This is a genomic window from Longicatena sp. (genome assembly GCF_982403165.1).
Genome location: NZ_CEVYEL010000024.1, coordinates 22,981 through 38,773, shown reverse-complemented (window position 1 = coordinate 38,773; position 15,793 = coordinate 22,981). Strand labels below are relative to the sequence as shown.

Annotated in this window: 14 protein-coding genes; 9 read left to right on the top strand and 5 right to left on the bottom strand. The window is 38.5% G+C overall.

The features are described 5' to 3' along the window. Positions 1-52: 52 nt before the first annotated feature. Together AC1VS3_RS07040 and rpoN are read right to left on the bottom strand one after the other, a co-directional pair. Entirely contained in the window at positions 53-1,255 is a 1,203-nt protein-coding gene (locus AC1VS3_RS07040; RefSeq protein WP_117548022.1) for an EAL domain-containing protein, read from the bottom strand. A gap of 92 nt (positions 1,256-1,347) precedes the next feature. After that, positions 1,348-2,565 carry an RNA polymerase factor sigma-54 gene (gene rpoN / locus AC1VS3_RS07035; RefSeq protein WP_117548023.1) on the bottom strand — a complete coding sequence of 406 codons (1,218 nt, stop codon included), beginning with the start codon at positions 2,563-2,565 and terminating at the stop codon, positions 1,348-1,350. A 163-nt stretch (positions 2,566-2,728) separates the two neighbouring features. Between rpoN and AC1VS3_RS07030 the strand changes: the two genes are divergently transcribed. The 8 genes from AC1VS3_RS07030 to AC1VS3_RS06995 all read left to right on the top strand — a co-directional run bounded on the left by AC1VS3_RS07030 (position 2,729) and on the right by AC1VS3_RS06995 (position 10,287). Further along, on the top strand, positions 2,729-4,270 hold the full coding sequence (locus AC1VS3_RS07030; protein WP_481275561.1) for a sigma 54-interacting transcriptional regulator: 1,542 nt from the start codon (positions 2,729-2,731) through the stop codon (positions 4,268-4,270). Beyond that, positions 4,260-5,399 carry a PRD domain-containing protein gene (locus tag AC1VS3_RS07025; protein ID WP_481275560.1) on the top strand — a complete coding sequence of 380 codons (1,140 nt, stop codon included), beginning with the start codon at positions 4,260-4,262 and terminating at the stop codon, positions 5,397-5,399. The genes AC1VS3_RS07030 and AC1VS3_RS07025 overlap by 11 nt, the downstream gene beginning before the upstream one ends. An 88-nt stretch (positions 5,400-5,487) precedes the next feature. Continuing rightward, a complete protein-coding gene (locus AC1VS3_RS07020) occupies positions 5,488-5,910 on the top strand; it encodes a PTS sugar transporter subunit IIA (protein WP_117548025.1) in 423 nt (140 codons plus the stop codon). A 16-nt stretch (positions 5,911-5,926) separates the two neighbouring features. Then, positions 5,927-6,397 carry a PTS sugar transporter subunit IIB gene (locus tag AC1VS3_RS07015; protein WP_117548026.1) on the top strand — a complete coding sequence of 157 codons (471 nt, stop codon included), beginning with the start codon at positions 5,927-5,929 and terminating at the stop codon, positions 6,395-6,397. Positions 6,398-6,493: 96 nt separating this feature from the next. Beyond that, positions 6,494-7,276: a PTS mannose/fructose/sorbose/N-acetylgalactosamine transporter subunit IIC gene (locus tag AC1VS3_RS07010; RefSeq protein ID WP_008690739.1), complete on the top strand. Its 783-nt coding sequence runs from the start codon at positions 6,494-6,496 to the stop codon at positions 7,274-7,276. Then, complete coding sequence (locus AC1VS3_RS07005) at positions 7,263-8,093, top strand: PTS system mannose/fructose/sorbose family transporter subunit IID (RefSeq protein ID WP_020990866.1); 831 nt, start codon at positions 7,263-7,265, stop codon at positions 8,091-8,093. Before AC1VS3_RS07010 ends, AC1VS3_RS07005 begins: the two co-directional genes overlap by 14 nt. Positions 8,094-8,109: 16 nt before the next feature. After that, positions 8,110-9,111 (top strand): SIS domain-containing protein, encoded by a 1,002-nt coding sequence (locus tag AC1VS3_RS07000; RefSeq protein ID WP_008979286.1) that lies wholly within the window; start codon positions 8,110-8,112, stop codon positions 9,109-9,111. A gap of 99 nt (positions 9,112-9,210) precedes the next feature. Further along, a complete protein-coding gene (locus tag AC1VS3_RS06995; RefSeq protein WP_117548027.1) occupies positions 9,211-10,287 on the top strand; it encodes an SIS domain-containing protein in 1,077 nt (358 codons plus the stop codon). Positions 10,288-10,531: 244 nt separating this feature from the next. Here AC1VS3_RS06995 and AC1VS3_RS06990 read toward each other — a convergent pair whose 3' ends face one another. Together AC1VS3_RS06990 and AC1VS3_RS06985 are read right to left on the bottom strand one after the other, a co-directional pair. Further along, positions 10,532-11,212 carry an ABC transporter ATP-binding protein gene (locus AC1VS3_RS06990; protein ID WP_117548028.1) on the bottom strand — a complete coding sequence of 227 codons (681 nt, stop codon included), beginning with the start codon at positions 11,210-11,212 and terminating at the stop codon, positions 10,532-10,534. After that, positions 11,199-13,574 (bottom strand): ABC transporter permease, encoded by a 2,376-nt coding sequence (locus AC1VS3_RS06985; RefSeq protein ID WP_270355613.1) that lies wholly within the window; start codon positions 13,572-13,574, stop codon positions 11,199-11,201. Before AC1VS3_RS06985 ends, AC1VS3_RS06990 begins: the two co-directional genes overlap by 14 nt. Before the next feature lie 619 nt (positions 13,575-14,193). Here AC1VS3_RS06985 and AC1VS3_RS06980 point away from each other — a divergent pair. Further along, positions 14,194-14,697 carry a hypothetical protein gene (locus tag AC1VS3_RS06980; protein WP_481275559.1) on the top strand — a complete coding sequence of 168 codons (504 nt, stop codon included), beginning with the start codon at positions 14,194-14,196 and terminating at the stop codon, positions 14,695-14,697. A gap of 2 nt (positions 14,698-14,699) precedes the next feature. Here AC1VS3_RS06980 and AC1VS3_RS06975 read toward each other — a convergent pair whose 3' ends face one another. After that, positions 14,700-15,485: an HAD family hydrolase gene (locus tag AC1VS3_RS06975; RefSeq protein WP_117548029.1), complete on the bottom strand. Its 786-nt coding sequence runs from the start codon at positions 15,483-15,485 to the stop codon at positions 14,700-14,702. Between the last annotated feature and the right edge of the window lie 308 nt (positions 15,486-15,793).

Sequence of the window (15,793 nt, the reverse complement as noted above, 5' to 3'; positions counted from 1 at the left end):
AGCCCCTTGGGGCGATTACGTAAAAACCACCAGCTAAGCTGGTGGATATTTATTACACCCATGATCGTAATAGCTGCAAGTATTCTGACATTGGCATTGCTTGATAATAATAATGCCCTTGGATCTGATCACAATGCGCCTCTTTTAACAGAGGCAGATAGCATTCATCTTCGACACCTTCCGCAACAATGCCATAACCACATTGTTTTAACATACGTATACTTGATTGTAACATCAGGTTATTTTTTTCATTGGCAGGTTGGGGAAAAAAGGAACGATCAAGTTTGATACTTGTAAAGGGAAGATGAGGAAGCATCGTTAAGGAAGCACTGCCACTGCCAAAGTCATCCATGGCAATCGGATATCCTTCCTGGTGCAAGAAAGTTAAGAAGTCGGATAAGGCTTGATTATCTTTTGATAAAATATCTTCACTGATTTCAAATTCTAAGAGCTTACTGGAAAGCGCAGAAGCTTTAGTAAGTTTTTTTACTTCCATGAGATATTCCTGTGCATTTTCTAGTGTTGCTTCAGAGACATTCACACTGATTGGCAGTAAGGGGAATTGTTGTTTCTGACATAAGGCAAACATATGAAAAAGCTGATGTAAAACATATACATCCGTCTGGCGAATAAAGCTGTTTCTTTGAATTTCTTTCATCCATTCAGATAGTGGAAGCCATTGGTTTTCATGGTATAAACGCAATAAAGCCTCACCCCCACATATGGTTTGAGTAGCCAGATCAACTTTTGGTTGTATAAAAACACGCAGATTCCCTTTTGTCATCGCCTTTTCTACCATTTCCTGTATCGAAACCGCTTGTAATAAGCGGTTTTCTAGCAATTGATCATAAAGCTCATAGGATGTCGTATATTTTGCATGATCCTTGCTTTTGATAGCGGCAAGCTGGCACTTATAAAATAAGGTAGATAGCTCTTCCTGTGCTTTGGGATAACAAATGCCAAAGGCAAAAGCAACATGTGGAAAAGCATCATCTAGTTGCTGGATCATATCATGAATATATGTCCAGGATATGGTTTTCCACAACGTGAATAAAGAACCATGCATCCATTCACTTATGCAAATACATGGATCCATGACAGACAGCATTTGGTCCAGTATTTCCACGGCCTTTTGGCATTCTTGTCGATCTTTTAAATAGTGTTGCGCATATTGTTTAATTTCAATATACATACCGATACAATCATCCGCTTCTAAGCGTTCATACAGCGTTTCCATATCTTTCCATGTCAGCATTCCACATCACCTAATGAAAGTCTTGCACGTTTTTCTGCTTTTATGCATTCCTTTTTGTAAATGTGTCATTGAGCTATCTTGTGAAAACAGACTTAGCGAAGCTTGCGTTGTGAACTACCGGGGATATGCAACTGTTCTCGATACTTCGCTACGGTTCTGCGTGAAACCTTAAGATCCATGGCAGATAATTTTATCACCAATTGTTGATCCGAAAACGGTTTGTGTTTATCTTCCTGTCGAATGATAGAAAGGATGGCCTTTCGTATTCCATCGGCACTATCCCCTTGACAAGTCATCGCTGAAAACAATTGTTTAAAAGCATAACATTCACCTTCAAAGCGATAATATTTCTGATGCAAGGCTCTGGAAACAGTTGATTCATGCATTCCTAATTTTTGGGCGATATCCTTTAAGGTACAGGGACGCAGCTCATCATGATACAGAAAATAGCCTTTTTGAAGGGTGACAAGCTCATTGATGATCATGAGCAAGGAGGCATTGCGGCGATGCAGCATATCGACAAAAATACTTGCCTCTTGAAAGTATTGTTTTAATTGTGGATGCTCTTCCATCATACTGACATATTCCTGATGCAGGGAAGGGGTAAAGACGGAAATCGGTTCAATGCGAATTTCCTCATCTTCAACGATGATATCCACTTCCGGGGTCATATTGATTGTTGTTTGGGTTTGGTATGGAGCACAAGGATATGGATGACATTTACGGATGGAATGTAAAATATCCTTGATCTCTTCGATCGTTAAGTTCATTTGCTTGGCAATAGAAGAAAGATCATGAGATAAGATGGCATCGGCATGATGTTTGAGCAGATATGCTCCTTTGGTGTTTCCCATATGCAAACATTGCAAATATAAGGAGTCAGCGGCATCTTTGGCAAAGACTCCACTTGGTTCAAAGGTACGAAGAATCGTAAATACATCCTGCACTTCCTGAAGTGTTACTTGAAAAGCGTGTGCAACTTCTTCCTCGTTGATGTTGATATAACCATTTTCATCTAAGGATTCAATAAAATAGGCGGCAATATCTTCACGTATGGAAGTCTTGCAGGTGTGCAGCTGATAGTACAACTCTTCCTTTAAGCTGATAGGCGCATGCACGGTATCCATCATTTCATAGTCCTTCTCCTGATGAAAGCGACAGGCAAACATCGGATTGCGTTGCGCAAATTGTAACACTAGCTTTGTGATTTCTTCATGATTCATTTTTAATACTTCTAAGGCATTCTGATTTTTCTGCGTTAATAAATATTTTTGTTGAAGCGTTTGTTGAATTGCTAAATTTTGTTTCATACGATCACCTCTAAGTTCCTCTTATCTATATCTAGCAAAAAGCGTGCCAACTTTCGTAAAAAAGCAAATTCTTCTGATTGACTTTTTCTATGAGAATTTCGTACACTTAATAATGGAAAAGGGGTTGATGGTAATGTTAGAAAAGGTAAGACAACAGGTCCTTATGGCAACAACAAGAGAATTAGCAGAAACAGGCAATGCAGTTGCGATTAGTGAAGCGTTGCATTTAAGCCGTAATATGGTATCCCAATATTTAAACCAGCTATGGAATGAAGGGAAACTTGTTAAAATAAATACCCGTCCGGTGTTGTTTTATGATGTGCAGACATTAGAGAAGTTATTTTCTATCCATCTGAAGGAAAAGGAATTCACATCTAAGAAGGAATTTGTAAAAGCCTTGCAGCCACAGGAAGCAAAGGATTTTGAAAAGCTGATTGGAGCGCAGGAAAGCTTAGCCAATGTGGTAAATCAATGTAAGGCTACCATATCATATCCGCCAAATGGATTGCCTTTATTACTGTATGGACCTACCGGTACCGGAAAAAGCTTCATGGCACAGTTAATGTATGAATATGCCTTAAATCATCAATTAATTGAAGCGGATAAAAAATTTCTCATCGTTAATTGTAGCGAATATGCCAATAATCCGGAGTTGTTAACGGCGAATCTATTTGGCCATAAAAAAGGCGCATTTACCGGTGCGGATAAGGATAATCCCGGTCTTATCAAACTGGCAGAAGGCGGTGTGCTCTTCTTGGATGAGGTGCATTGCCTGCCACCGGAATGTCAGGAAAAGCTCTTCTTATTTATGGATAAGGGCATTTATCACATGGTGGGAGATAATGAAAAGTGGTATCAGTCTTCTTTACGTTTAATCTTTGCGACAACGGAAAAACCAGAAGAGGTATTATTAAAAACCTTGCTGCGCCGTATTCCGATGATTATCACGATTCCTTCCTTAGAAGAGCGTGGCACGCATGAGCGTCTACAGCTCATTCACTCCATCTTTGCGGCAGAAGAAACGCGTATCCATAAATCTATCTATCTTTCTACCCTTGTCTATCAAACCTTATTATCAACAACTTTCAATGCCAATATCGGAGAATTAAAAAATGCGATTCAAGCAAGCTGTGTCAACGCGTTATTTCATGCAGATCCCAACAAGGATCGCTTAGAAATACGGGCATATAATCTGCCGGAAACCTTGAAAGAGCCGAAGATGAATGTGCCATCCATGACGGAACAAAAGCTCATCTCTGTACATGAACTGGCGAAATTCGTATCGCATGAGCGCGCCATTCTAAAATGCAATGAAGAACTGTTGAAAGCTTATGATGCAAGAGAAAACAGTGATTTATTCTTAAAAACAGCATGTCAAAGCATTGATGAGTATCAGGAAACCATCGTCTTTCAAAAGAAAAAGACCATTCGTAAGAATGAATATTTGCAAGGTATCGTTTCCAATATCTTTGATATGCTGAGTTCACGTTATGGTTTTAAATTTGTGAATAATGATGTAATTGCCATCGCTTCCTATATTGATGATTACAGCCGCAACCTGTTAGAAATGAACAATTGGCTGGAGCAAGAAAAAAAAACACGTCAAACAATTGCTTTCCTATATAAAGAGCGAATGGCATCGAGAATATGCGATTGCGCAGGAAATCGTAGAAAATCTTACCGTAAATTTGGATATGGAATTTGATGCGATGTTTACTTCTGTGCTGGCATTAAATCTAAAGAAATTAAATCGTATTACAGATTTGAATAAACGTATCGGTATTATCATTGCCCATGGTTTCAGTACAGCCAGCAGTATGGCCGATGCAGCGAATAAACTGTTAGGGCGTTATGTGTTTGATGCTATGGATATGCCGTTACAGCTTAGTTCCACACAGATCATTGAACAGCTAAATCGCTATTTGGCCAAGATTCCGCAATATGAAGAACTGTTTTTACTGGTTGATATGGGCTCTTTGGAGGAAATCTATAAAGGATTAGAAGTATCCAATGCCAGCATCGGCATCATGAACAATGTCACGACACGTTTAGCACTGGAAATCGGACAGGGTATCATCTCCAATACGCCGATGAAAGAAATCTTTGAAACTGCCATTGATTACAGTAGTGCCAATTATCATATCGTGGAACATAAGAATCGCGAAAAGGTCATTCTCTGTTCCTGTGCCAGCGGTATGGGAACTGCCGAAAAGCTGAAAAAGATTCTGGTGGATTCCTTACCATGCGACTTACCGATTCATGTCTATACGTATGATTACAATACCTTATTGGAAAAACAGCTGCACGATGCCTTCTTTGAAAATTACGAAGTCATCTGTATTGTTGGAACACTGAATCCTAATATACCTGATATCCGTTTTATACCAATCGAAGATTTAATCATCAACGATACCTTGGATGAGCTGCATGATTATTTTAAGGATTACATCAGTGATAGTGAAATGAAGACCTTCCAACAAAATATCTTAAAGAACTTCTCATTAAGCAATATCATGAACAATCTGACGATCTTAAATCCTAGCAAGCTGTTAGAACATGTTGCCGATGCCATTGATAAGCTGCAAAATGATTTGCAGGTTCGCTTGACGAATAATACCTGTGTAGGCTTGTATGTGCATGTCTGTTGCTTGATTGAACGTCTGGTTACCAGAAAGAGCATTGAAACATATACGAATGTGGAAGATTTTGCGGAAAAAGAAATAGCGTTTATCAAATCGGTGAAAAAAGCGTTTAGCGTCGTTGAAAATTACTATAGCGTCGAAATACCGGTGGAAGAGATTGGCTATATCTTCGACTACGTGAAGAATAATTAAGAAAAAAAGCGAAAAAAGCGTGTTTAACATGGAAAATTCCAAGTTGGCACGCTTTTTGCTAGTTAGTAAGTGAAGGGAGCTGATGAGTATGCGACAAGTGATTCTCGCATCCCATGGAAAGCTGGCGGAAGGATTATTAAACTCCCTGCGTATGATTATCGGCGAAGAGCTGACGCAGGATGTAGAAACCTACTGTCTGTTTCCGGGAGAAAATCCAAATGACTTTATGAACAAGCTGAAAGAGCGCATTGCAACAAATCCACAGATGGAATTTGTCATTCTCTGCGATATCAAAGGCGGCAGCGTTCATACAGCCTTATCGCAGCTGTGTGTGCATCACAATGTGAAGGTATTCAGCGGAATGAATATGAATTTGGCTATGGATATTCTGTTATCCTGTCCGCAAGTGATTGATGCCCAGGTCAAAGACAGTATCGTAAAGAATGCCCAAGACGGCATTACCTTCCTGGCAGCGGGTGATTTAAAAGCTGAGGAAGATGATGAATTTTAGAAAGAGGTGAAGTAAGATGATTAAATGTTTACGCGTTGACCACCGACTATTACATGGACAGGTGGCATTTTCCTGGACGAGCGCATTAGGCGCTGACTGTATCCTGATTGCGAATGATGATGTCATGAAGGATGAATTACGTAAGACAACCATTAAGATGGCCAAACCACAAGGCGTTAAGCTGGTTATGAAAAGTGTGGTAGATGGCATTGCAGCGGTGAATAGTGGTGTTACAGATAAATACAAACTGTTTATCGTTGTGGAATCAATTCAAGATGCTTATCGTTTCGCAACAGAAACAAATGTCATTAAGTCTGTGAATTTAGGTGGCACGAAAGCAAAAGAGAACACAAGAAATATCAGTAAGGCAATCAATGTGACAGAAGAAGAAACAACCTTACTGAAAGAATTAGTAGACAAAGGAATCGAAGTGGAAATTCGCATGGTTCCTAATGATGCGAAAGTGCATGCGGAAAATGTATTATAAAATCGCATAAGAAACACAAATGTATCGAAGGTTAAAGCGAACCGCATAAAGAAACATAATCATGAAACTATTTGAGAAAGAGGAGGGTTTTACACAATGCTACAAGCAATCTTACTTGCATTGGTCGCAATGCTTGGTAATGCAGAATATTTATTTGGTACCTGTTTGTTATCCAGACCATTGGTGATGGGAACATTGACAGGCATCGTATTAGGGGATATTTCAATGGGAGTAACTCTGGGAGCTACATTGGAGCTTGCCTTTATGGGCGCATTCTCTGTAGGTGCATCCATTCCACCGGAAATGATTAGTGGAACCGTATTAGGTACGGCATTTGCCATCACTACCGGAACCGGTGCTGAGGCAGCCTTGGCATTAGGTCTTCCAATTGCCAGTCTGGTTTTGATTTTTAAGAATTTAAGTATGGTCTTCATTTTACCGATGTTTGTGCATAAAGCAGATAAATATGCCGCTGTTGGTAATTATAAGGGTGTTGAAAGAATGCATCTGTTAGGTGGATTCTTTGGTGTCAATTTGATCATCGGTGTGATCGTCGGTGTTAGCTTCTATTTAGGTAGTCCTGTCATTCAGGGCATTCTGGATATGATTCCAGCATGGGTACAAAAAGGCTTAGAACTGACAATGGGTCTGTTACCTGCAATTGGTTTTGGCTTATTGATGCAGATGATCATGAACAAGAATGTTGCTTGTTTCTTCTTCTTGGGCTTTGCGTTAAGCACATATTTGAAGATTCCGGTAACCGGTATTGCCATCTTTGGTGCTATCGTGGCAATTGTCCTTGTCCAAATTAAAAATCAGAATAAGCATGCGGTGGAAACAGCCGGTGTGAGTGAAGGAGATGAAGATGATGACTTCTAATACGGTAAAAGAAAATAGTATGATTACAAAAAAAGATCTAAATAAAGTAGCCCTTCGTTCCTTGTCTATGGAATGGTCCTGGAACTATGAGCGACAGGCGAATCTGCCTTATTGTTATGCGTTGATTCCAATCATTAACAAATTATATAAAACAGATGAAGAACGTGCAGAAGCAATGAAGCGTCATCTGGAATTCTTTAACACAACACCACATTTATCAACCTTGTTGTTAGGTATTTCTACAGCGATGGAAGAACAAAATGCTACAGAAGAAAACTTCGATACTTCCAGTATCAATAATATTAAGATTGCCTTAATGGGACCATTAGCCGGTATTGGTGACAGCTTTATCTGGGGAACTTTACGTATCATTGCAACCGGTATTGGTATTTCCTTAGCACGTCAAGGCAATATCTTAGGACCAATCCTATTCCTGCTGGTATTTAATATTCCGGCACAGGGCTTACGTTTCTTCTTAATGAATGCCGGTTATAAACTGGGAGCTGAATTCTTAACGAAGATTGAAAAAAGCGGTCTGATGGAAAGCTTAACTTATGGCGCTGCTGTTTTGGGTCTGATGGTTATTGGTGGTATGACGGCGGAAAACGTATCGATCAATATACCGATTGCGATTGGTAGCGGTGATGAAGCAACAACGATCGGGGATATTTGTAATGGTATCATGCCGGGCTTATTGCCATTGGCATTTACCTTCGTGGTATTCTTCCTGTTACGTAAAAACTTTAAAACAACGACGATTCTGCTGTTAATGGCTGTTTTAGGTCTGGCAGGCGCATTCTTTGGATTCTTAGGTTAAAAAATAAGGAGAGGAAATGGAAATGTTAAAATTTAATGAACAAGCACAGATTGATAGTGTAAATGGAGCTTTGGCTCTGCGTGGAAAGATCAATGAGATCGTAGATGGGATTTGTAAAGAAGGTTATACGAATATTTGCTGGTTAGGCATTGGTGGAACATGGGCAAGCAGTATGCAGGCGACTGTGCATATGAAAGAGATGTCTGCGATTGAAACATGGGCAGAAAATGCGGCAGAATATCTAACAACAGGAAATAAACGTATTGGAAAGGGAACCATCGTCATCACATCCAGTGTAACCGGAAGTACGATTGAAGTAGTACAGGCAGTAAAAAAAGCACAGGATGCCGGTGCGAAAGTCTTAGGCTTTATTGATATCGATACTACAGAATTAGCGAAGATGGTCGATTATGAAATTGCTTACTCAGCAAATGAACAACTGAAATTCTTCATGGTTGCGGATCGCTTCATGTTTAATAATGGCGAATTCGCGGATTATGAACGCATGTATGAAGAATTTGAAAAATATTTAGCTGTTGCGTTGGTAGAAGTGGAAAAGAAAGCGGATGACTTTGGAAAAGAATTTGCGAAGAAACATTGGAACGATGAATTGCATTACTTCGTCGGTGCCGGCAATCAGTGGGGAGCTACGTATTCTTATGCTATGTGCTATTGGGAAGAACAGCTATGGATCAAGACAAAATCCATCACAGCACCGGAATTCTTCCACGGTATGTTTGAAATCGTTACACGTGATACACCGGTTACGATCTTTGTTGGAGAAGATGCACAGCGTTCTTTATCTGAAAGAGTTGTCAACTTCATACCACGTATTTGTAAGAACTATACGGTAATTGATACTAAGGACTACGAATTAAAGGGTATTTCTCCTGAATTCCGTTCTCATATTTCTCATCTGGTTATGCATGCAGTCAATAATCGCATTGATGCACACATGGAAGAAGAAACTTGTCATCCAATGGAAATCCGCCGTTATTACCGTAAACTGAATTATTAAAAAGAAGGTGGAGCAATCCACCTTTTCCCCTAGTAAATAAGAAAGGAAAAGGGATCAAACAATACCTCTTGTAAGAGATTAAAATCCCAAGGATAGATTATGGAAAAAATGACAATGATGGATTACATCAAAGAAACACCGGCACAGGCGATGAAGAATATAGAAGACTATGCTACCTTGTGTGCGCCCCTGGTAAACTATGCCGAAGAAAAAAAGATGCGCCGTTTATGGCTAGTAGCCAGTGGTTCCAGTTACAATGCTTGTCACTGTGCTCGCAGCTTTTTGATGCATACCTTACAAATGGAAGTAAAAATCACTACCCCTTATACATTCACTTGGTATGAACATGCGATTGCGGATGATGATGTGGTTATCGTAGTATCACAAAGCGGCTATTCAACCAACGCGATTGCGGCATTAGATAAAATAAGAGCGTTAGGATATATCGGAGTTGCTTTAACCGGCAATGTGGAACATGATATCAAAGACCATGCAGATCTTGTGTTCGATTATGGTGTTGGGGAAGAATTGGTCGGCTATGTCACCAAAGGGGTTACAACATTGACGTTGTATCTGATGCTGTTTGCCATTGCTTATACAAAGCGCAGTGAAAAGCTAGATGAAGTAAAAAAGGCTATAAAATTAAATGAAGAGATGATCGATAAGGCACAAACATTTGTAAAACAACATTATAAAGATTTCAGTTCTATGCATAGCATTTATGTATGTGGAGCAGGAGCTGGTTATGGCATTGCTCTGGAAGGTGCTTTGAAAAGTGGAGAAACTATTCATATTCCGGCACTGCCTTTGGAAATGGAAGAATATATTCATGGACCTAACCTGCAATTGACACCATCCTATACGGTTTTATTGATTGATGGCAATGATGCGGCAAGCAATCGTGTGCAACAGATTTATCAAGCAACACGCAGTGTGAGTGAGCATACCTTTATGTTAAGCAATGCCGCCAATTTAGATGATGATCATATACTGACCTTATCGGATATGGTAGAAAGCGATCTAACACCACTTGTCTATCTGCCATTTGTTCAAGTGTTGGCAGCGATGATCTCACAGGATCTAAACAGTGTGAAACAGCACCCATTACTTAAGAAGTTTAAATCTTATGCCGATGCAAAAACAGCAAGCTTTATCAATTATGATGAGGATGATTAACCCACAATTTGCTGTATCACAAAGAGTTACAAAACCAATCCATATGCTTTATATATTTTAATTTTAAGTAAGCTACTAAAATTTAATTTACTCTATAGGCAGTTTGCAAAAAGCAAAGTCTTTTGCCTTCTTTTATCATCATATACAATTTAAACAAAAAAGACATCAAGAATAGATACGATAAAAAAATCTATACGGATGTCTTTTATTTTAGCCTTCCTTATGGTGGCGCTCTTTCTGCATCTTAGTGATTATCGCACTTTTCAATAAACTTACCATCCTGTAAAAGCAATGTGCGTTCTGCATAAGCGGCTACATCACGATCATGAGTGACTAACAGAATAGTTGTTTTCTGCTTTTCATGCAGTTCTTTTAACATTTCCATAAGGATATGTGTGTTTTCACTATCTAAATTTCCGGTTGGTTCATCCATCAACAAGAGCTTTGGCTGATGCACGAAGGCTCTGGCAATCGCGACACGTTGTTGTTCACCACCGGATAGTTCTTGGGGCAATGCTGTGGTTAACTGGGCAATGTCCAATGCTTGTAAAAGCATTTCCACATGCGCTTGATCTACTGCTTTCTTTGCTAAATGCAGTGGTAATAAAATATTTTCCAAGACACAATGAAAAGGCAATAACGCAAAATCCTGAAAGACAATGCCGATATCCTCACGACGATACACTTCTCGCTGTTTGCGGGAAAAAGCGGTGATATCCTGTCCTTTTACTAAGATGGAGCCACTGTCAATAGGAAGCAAAGAAGCGATACAGTTTAACAAAGTGCTTTTACCAGAACCACTTTTTCCCATGATGGCAGTAAAGCTTCCTTCTTCAGCAGCAAAACTTAAATCATGTAAAACTTCACTCACTCTTCTTGTGCTCGCATAGCATTTATTAACATTTTTTACTTCAAGCAATTTCATTAGAATCCCTTCCTTTTTCTTGTCCTACTTTCCCTTTTAATAAGATGGATAAACTTAAAAAGCTAATGAGCAGGATGCATAGTAATGGAACATGGTGGTGCCATATCAAAGACGCCTTTAAATAATAAGGACTGCTAGGGGCACCTAATGTTGTTAATGGGTGAAAAATTTTCTCATACAGCCAATACAGGCAAGCGGTGATAATCAAAGAAATAATGGCTTGTACAATAGCTTCTAAAAAGGCAGTGCATAAGAGATACGATTTACTTACACCTAGTATGCGTAAAAGTTTGTGTTCTACATCCAAATAAGCCTGTTGCAAACGATATTGATTTGACAGTAATAACAGCCATAGAAAACAGACGAACACTTCTATGGCACCATAAAGCAGAATCGTTTGTAAGAATTTTTGTTGATGGATTTCTTCCTCTAAACGAGAGTTGGTGATATGCAAATCGCCATAACGACTAAGAATGTTCATGACTTGTTGATCGGTATGATGATAATCGGCTTTTTTATCTGTTTCAGCGACAAGTGATTGATAACCAAGATGTTCCCCCATGATGTTAGCATACCCCTTTTCACTAAGAAAGATGGTAAATGGAATTCCACTATCTTCGCCAAGCGCATCCACCATATCAGAAAACTTATTTTTCATAGGTAATGCTTTCATCTTCATGGTATGTTTTCCTGTCAATGTTAACATCGTACCTTTATGGATATATTGAATTTCATGATAGTTACCACCATCCTGTTTTGCCTGTTCTCTGGTACCATCTGCCAGTAAGTAATCCGTTGTCGAATATCCATTTTCACTGCCAGTATTTTTTTTAAAGATAAAAGCTTCCGTATTTATAATCGCTAAATCACCGTTTAAAAAGGCTTTTTCATCAAAGTTTAGATATTTTCGCATGATGGGTATCACGGTTGCATCCTCATTGATAGCAATGAGGGTGGCATAGGTATTATGAGTGTCAGGAATAACATTTGTATAGTGATAATACGTACGATAATCTTTTAAACAAGTTTCTTGTTGCATATTGGCATAGCTTATTTTTATATCACTGCGTATGTGAAAGGCGCGTACACTTGTTACATGGGGGATGCTCTTAAGTCCTGTTATATCCAGTTCACGTATCTTTTTTGATTCTGGATTTACGTTGAATGAAGCACGATAATCGCCAATTCCTCGTCGCTTTTGATAGTCTTGCCATTGCATATAGGCATTTGCTTGTGTTTGTATGCATAGGAGGAAGGTACTTAAGACGATTACATGCAATACTATGATAATAACAGTGTGATGCGATAATGTAGTAAGATTTCGCCAAGCCAAGCGCCATGGCGTGATCTTTTTCCATGGATGGCGTATCGTCAGCTTATGTATATGTGTTTTCTTTATCATTTTTTCTTGTTTGCGATTCGTCAATAAATTGGCGAGTAGGATAGTTAGCAACAAGCCAAGAAGAAAAATACCACCAACGTACCAAGAAGCAACAACTTCAATGTGTAGTGCATCATTTAATAGATCACTTCCTAAGGCACTGCCTCCATAATATAGCAAATAGGCACAAAGAATTGGCAGACGCAAGAGATAGATGAAAAACCAAAAGCGAATCCATCGTATTTGCTTACGCGATGCTCCCAATTGTTTTAGGATGTGATCTTCTTTTTCATAACTCATAAGAATATCTCGAATGATGAAATACATAAATACAAGAATCATACACAACGCAAACATCATCCCTATTAAGAAACGACTGCTATTGCCATTTAACCAAACCATATTATCATAAGCATAGGTATTGATAGCAGAAACACCTGGTATGGAAGGATAGTCTTCGTTTACGCGTACATCTTTTAACCATAAGGAAGAAAGACTACCTTTCGCTTTGACAAAAGCAGCAGATAAAGAATTGCTGTCTTGCACATTCCACATCGAACGATAGGGCTTTATGATTCCTGTTAGATAAAACTTATGCATTTTTCCATCGCTTAACAATAGCTGTATCGATTGATGAAGCTGATAGGAATAACCTAAATAACTCAACACATCGGCCTCGATGATGATATCATTGTTCTTTTGCGGATAGCTGCCATCTAATAGTTCTAAGTGAAACAAGTCCATGGCTTCTTTTGTATATTGAGAAACTTCTCCAATTTGGGCATAGCCATCTTGATTTTTTACCATGATCTGTCCTAAAGATGGCAAAGGTAAGACAGTATCTAAATGTGCTTTTTTAGCAGTTTCCACATCTTTTTGTTCTACGTTGAAAATAACGCGATTCCACTCTCCATAATGAGCAAAAGCTTGTCTTTGTTGTGTGCGTATATAGCTTAGACAACCATTTCCAATCAGTAACATACAGAATGTCAAAAAGAAGAGCGCGCTACGATGAACTCTTCTTTTGGGATTATGCTTAATTTCGTCTTTAGCAAAGGTGCGATAAAAGGACATTGTTGTGTACGATTTCATGTATACATTATACACTGGTTAAAAATGTAAGATCATATTGTTAATGATTCTTAAGAAAAAATATAGTGTATTATGTTGCTTAATTATGACCTTTGAATGTCAGCTATCTTGAGCTATTTAATGTATTTTGTTATAGATAAGGAAAAGGAAAGTGAGGTAAGATGGGGAAGACACCGTTTCGTATACAGGGGAAGAGGTATACAGCGTACAATTATTTGAAGAAAATACGACAGTTAAGATAAAAGAGAAGATTACAGAAACAGCCGTTCTTACGTATTTGCATACAAAAAGTGATGCTAAAAGTTCATATGTAACGGTTAGCTTGAATTTTCTAAATGAAAACGGCGATGTTGTGCATGTTTATAACATCGTGTCACCAAAAAATGAGATAAAAGTTTATGAATAAAGGCTCGTTACGGAGCCTTTTCCTTATGTGTATTTGTAAAAGACACCTATATTTATGGTATACTAATAATGTATATTAACAAAATAGCTTGAAGGTGATGAAATGAAGAAAATAGGATTGGGGATGAGTGCTGTAATTGTGGCAATTGGCTTATTTCTGTTTTGGCGATATGCTACATATGGACATTCTCAGGAACAGCCTGCCTCGAATGTACATATGCAACAGGTATTAGAAAAGTTTTATCAAAATCCGGGTAATTATAATTTCTTTGATAAAGATGGTAACAGCATGAATGCCTATATTATGAGTCGTGAAAAAGCCTTTCAATTACACCCGCAAGATGTCACAAAAGAAGTTGCACAAAAAGTCAATGATTATTCAGAAGAGGTCGTTCAAGAGCTTTTAGAATTACATAGTGATGAAGAATGGATACATGCCTTTCAAGAATATTATAAAAAACCATACATATATTCACTATATGATAAAAAAGGCGATTCTATAAAAGAATACGCCTTGAATCAAAAGGAAGCTTTTGAAAAATCCCCCCAAAAAACCATTCAGGATATTAAAAAACATATTAATGAAGTATATAAAATCGTAGAATAGTTTTATTTATCATCAATATAATGATGCATAAGGAGATAATCACGCAGAGAAGGCTCCCAGCTGGGACCAATCACTTCATCTGCGTATTTTTTTAATTCTTCATGTCCATTGCCCATGACAACACCAATTCCTGCCTCTTGGATCATTTGCAAATCGTTCATAGAATCGCCAAAGGCCAAGTAAGCATGAGCCGGCAATTGCCAGTATTTCATCAGATGAGCGATACCTCTTGCTTTGTTTACACTTGTCTTCATAAAATCCACACATGTTAAAGATGGATGCTGCACTTCTATGCCTTCAATACCATCAAACATATGCCAGTCAAAGCCAGGTTTTTCATAGGCACTTAACGCAACTAAAGGTTCATGATCCCACTCTCTCACAATAGGTACTTGACAATGAAATTGGTCAAACGCGGCTTTGGAATAGGCATTTAACGGTTTTGTCATAAACTCATATTTGCCATGAGAATTAATACATATATCATATTCCTTCCCTAAGGCAAAGATGCGCTCACATTGCGCTGCTGTAAAAGTATCTTCAAAAATGATGTTCATTTGTTCATTATATACACTGACACCCGCACCACCAACATAGCCATCCCAGGGAAACAGTTGCAAGACTCCTAACTGCTCTGCCATTTCTTTTGCGCGTCCACTACATAAAGCTACCTTATAACCATTTGCTTTTAATTGTTTGATCGCATCCATCGTTTCCGATAACACCTGATTGCTGTGATGGTCAAAAAAAGTACCATCAATATCAAAAAACACTGCTTTTATCTCCATCCTATCCCTCTTCTCATGGTTTTATTTTAGCATGTAAGCGATGCTTGTACAATTCTCATTTCAGCAGAAAATAGGGAGGAAATGCAATATGGTCGGAAAAAGAACAGAAAGCGTTTATCCATCTTCATAGCGAATTCATGCTGTTGCTACGCATCTTATAATTGTTTTCTTATGCAAAGAAACGATTCTTTATCTGATGCAGATGGAAGCTGTTCATGATCGGTTAGCTATGCTTTTCGCTACACTTGCTTTTCCTGAATTCCTTCTTAAATACATTGCAATCAAACCATATTTCTCCTATAATTAAA

Bases quoted from the DNA above. Each gene is read 5' to 3' on its own strand.
- AC1VS3_RS07040 (WP_117548022.1), bottom strand. From the start codon at position 1,255: ATGCTGACATGGAAAGATATGGAAACGCTGTATGAACGCTTAGAAGCG.
- rpoN (WP_117548023.1), bottom strand. From the start codon at position 2,565: ATGAAACAAAATTTAGCAATTCAACAAACGCTTCAACAAAAATATTTA.
- AC1VS3_RS07030 (WP_481275561.1), top strand. From the start codon at position 2,729: ATGGCAACAACAAGAGAATTAGCAGAAACAGGCAATGCAGTTGCGATT.
- AC1VS3_RS07025 (WP_481275560.1), top strand. From the start codon at position 4,260: ATGGAATTTGATGCGATGTTTACTTCTGTGCTGGCATTAAATCTAAAG.
- AC1VS3_RS07020 (WP_117548025.1), top strand. From the start codon at position 5,488: ATGCGACAAGTGATTCTCGCATCCCATGGAAAGCTGGCGGAAGGATTA.
- AC1VS3_RS07015 (WP_117548026.1), top strand. From the start codon at position 5,927: ATGATTAAATGTTTACGCGTTGACCACCGACTATTACATGGACAGGTG.
- AC1VS3_RS07010 (WP_008690739.1), top strand. From the start codon at position 6,494: ATGCTACAAGCAATCTTACTTGCATTGGTCGCAATGCTTGGTAATGCA.
- AC1VS3_RS07005 (WP_020990866.1), top strand. From the start codon at position 7,263: ATGATGACTTCTAATACGGTAAAAGAAAATAGTATGATTACAAAAAAA.
- AC1VS3_RS07000 (WP_008979286.1), top strand. From the start codon at position 8,110: ATGGAAATGTTAAAATTTAATGAACAAGCACAGATTGATAGTGTAAAT.
- AC1VS3_RS06995 (WP_117548027.1), top strand. From the start codon at position 9,211: ATGGAAAAAATGACAATGATGGATTACATCAAAGAAACACCGGCACAG.
- AC1VS3_RS06990 (WP_117548028.1), bottom strand. From the start codon at position 11,212: ATGAAATTGCTTGAAGTAAAAAATGTTAATAAATGCTATGCGAGCACA.
- AC1VS3_RS06985 (WP_270355613.1), bottom strand. From the start codon at position 13,574: ATGTTACTGATTGGAAATGGTTGTCTAAGCTATATACGCACACAACAA.
- AC1VS3_RS06980 (WP_481275559.1), top strand. From the start codon at position 14,194: ATGAAGAAAATAGGATTGGGGATGAGTGCTGTAATTGTGGCAATTGGC.
- AC1VS3_RS06975 (WP_117548029.1), bottom strand. From the start codon at position 15,485: ATGGAGATAAAAGCAGTGTTTTTTGATATTGATGGTACTTTTTTTGAC.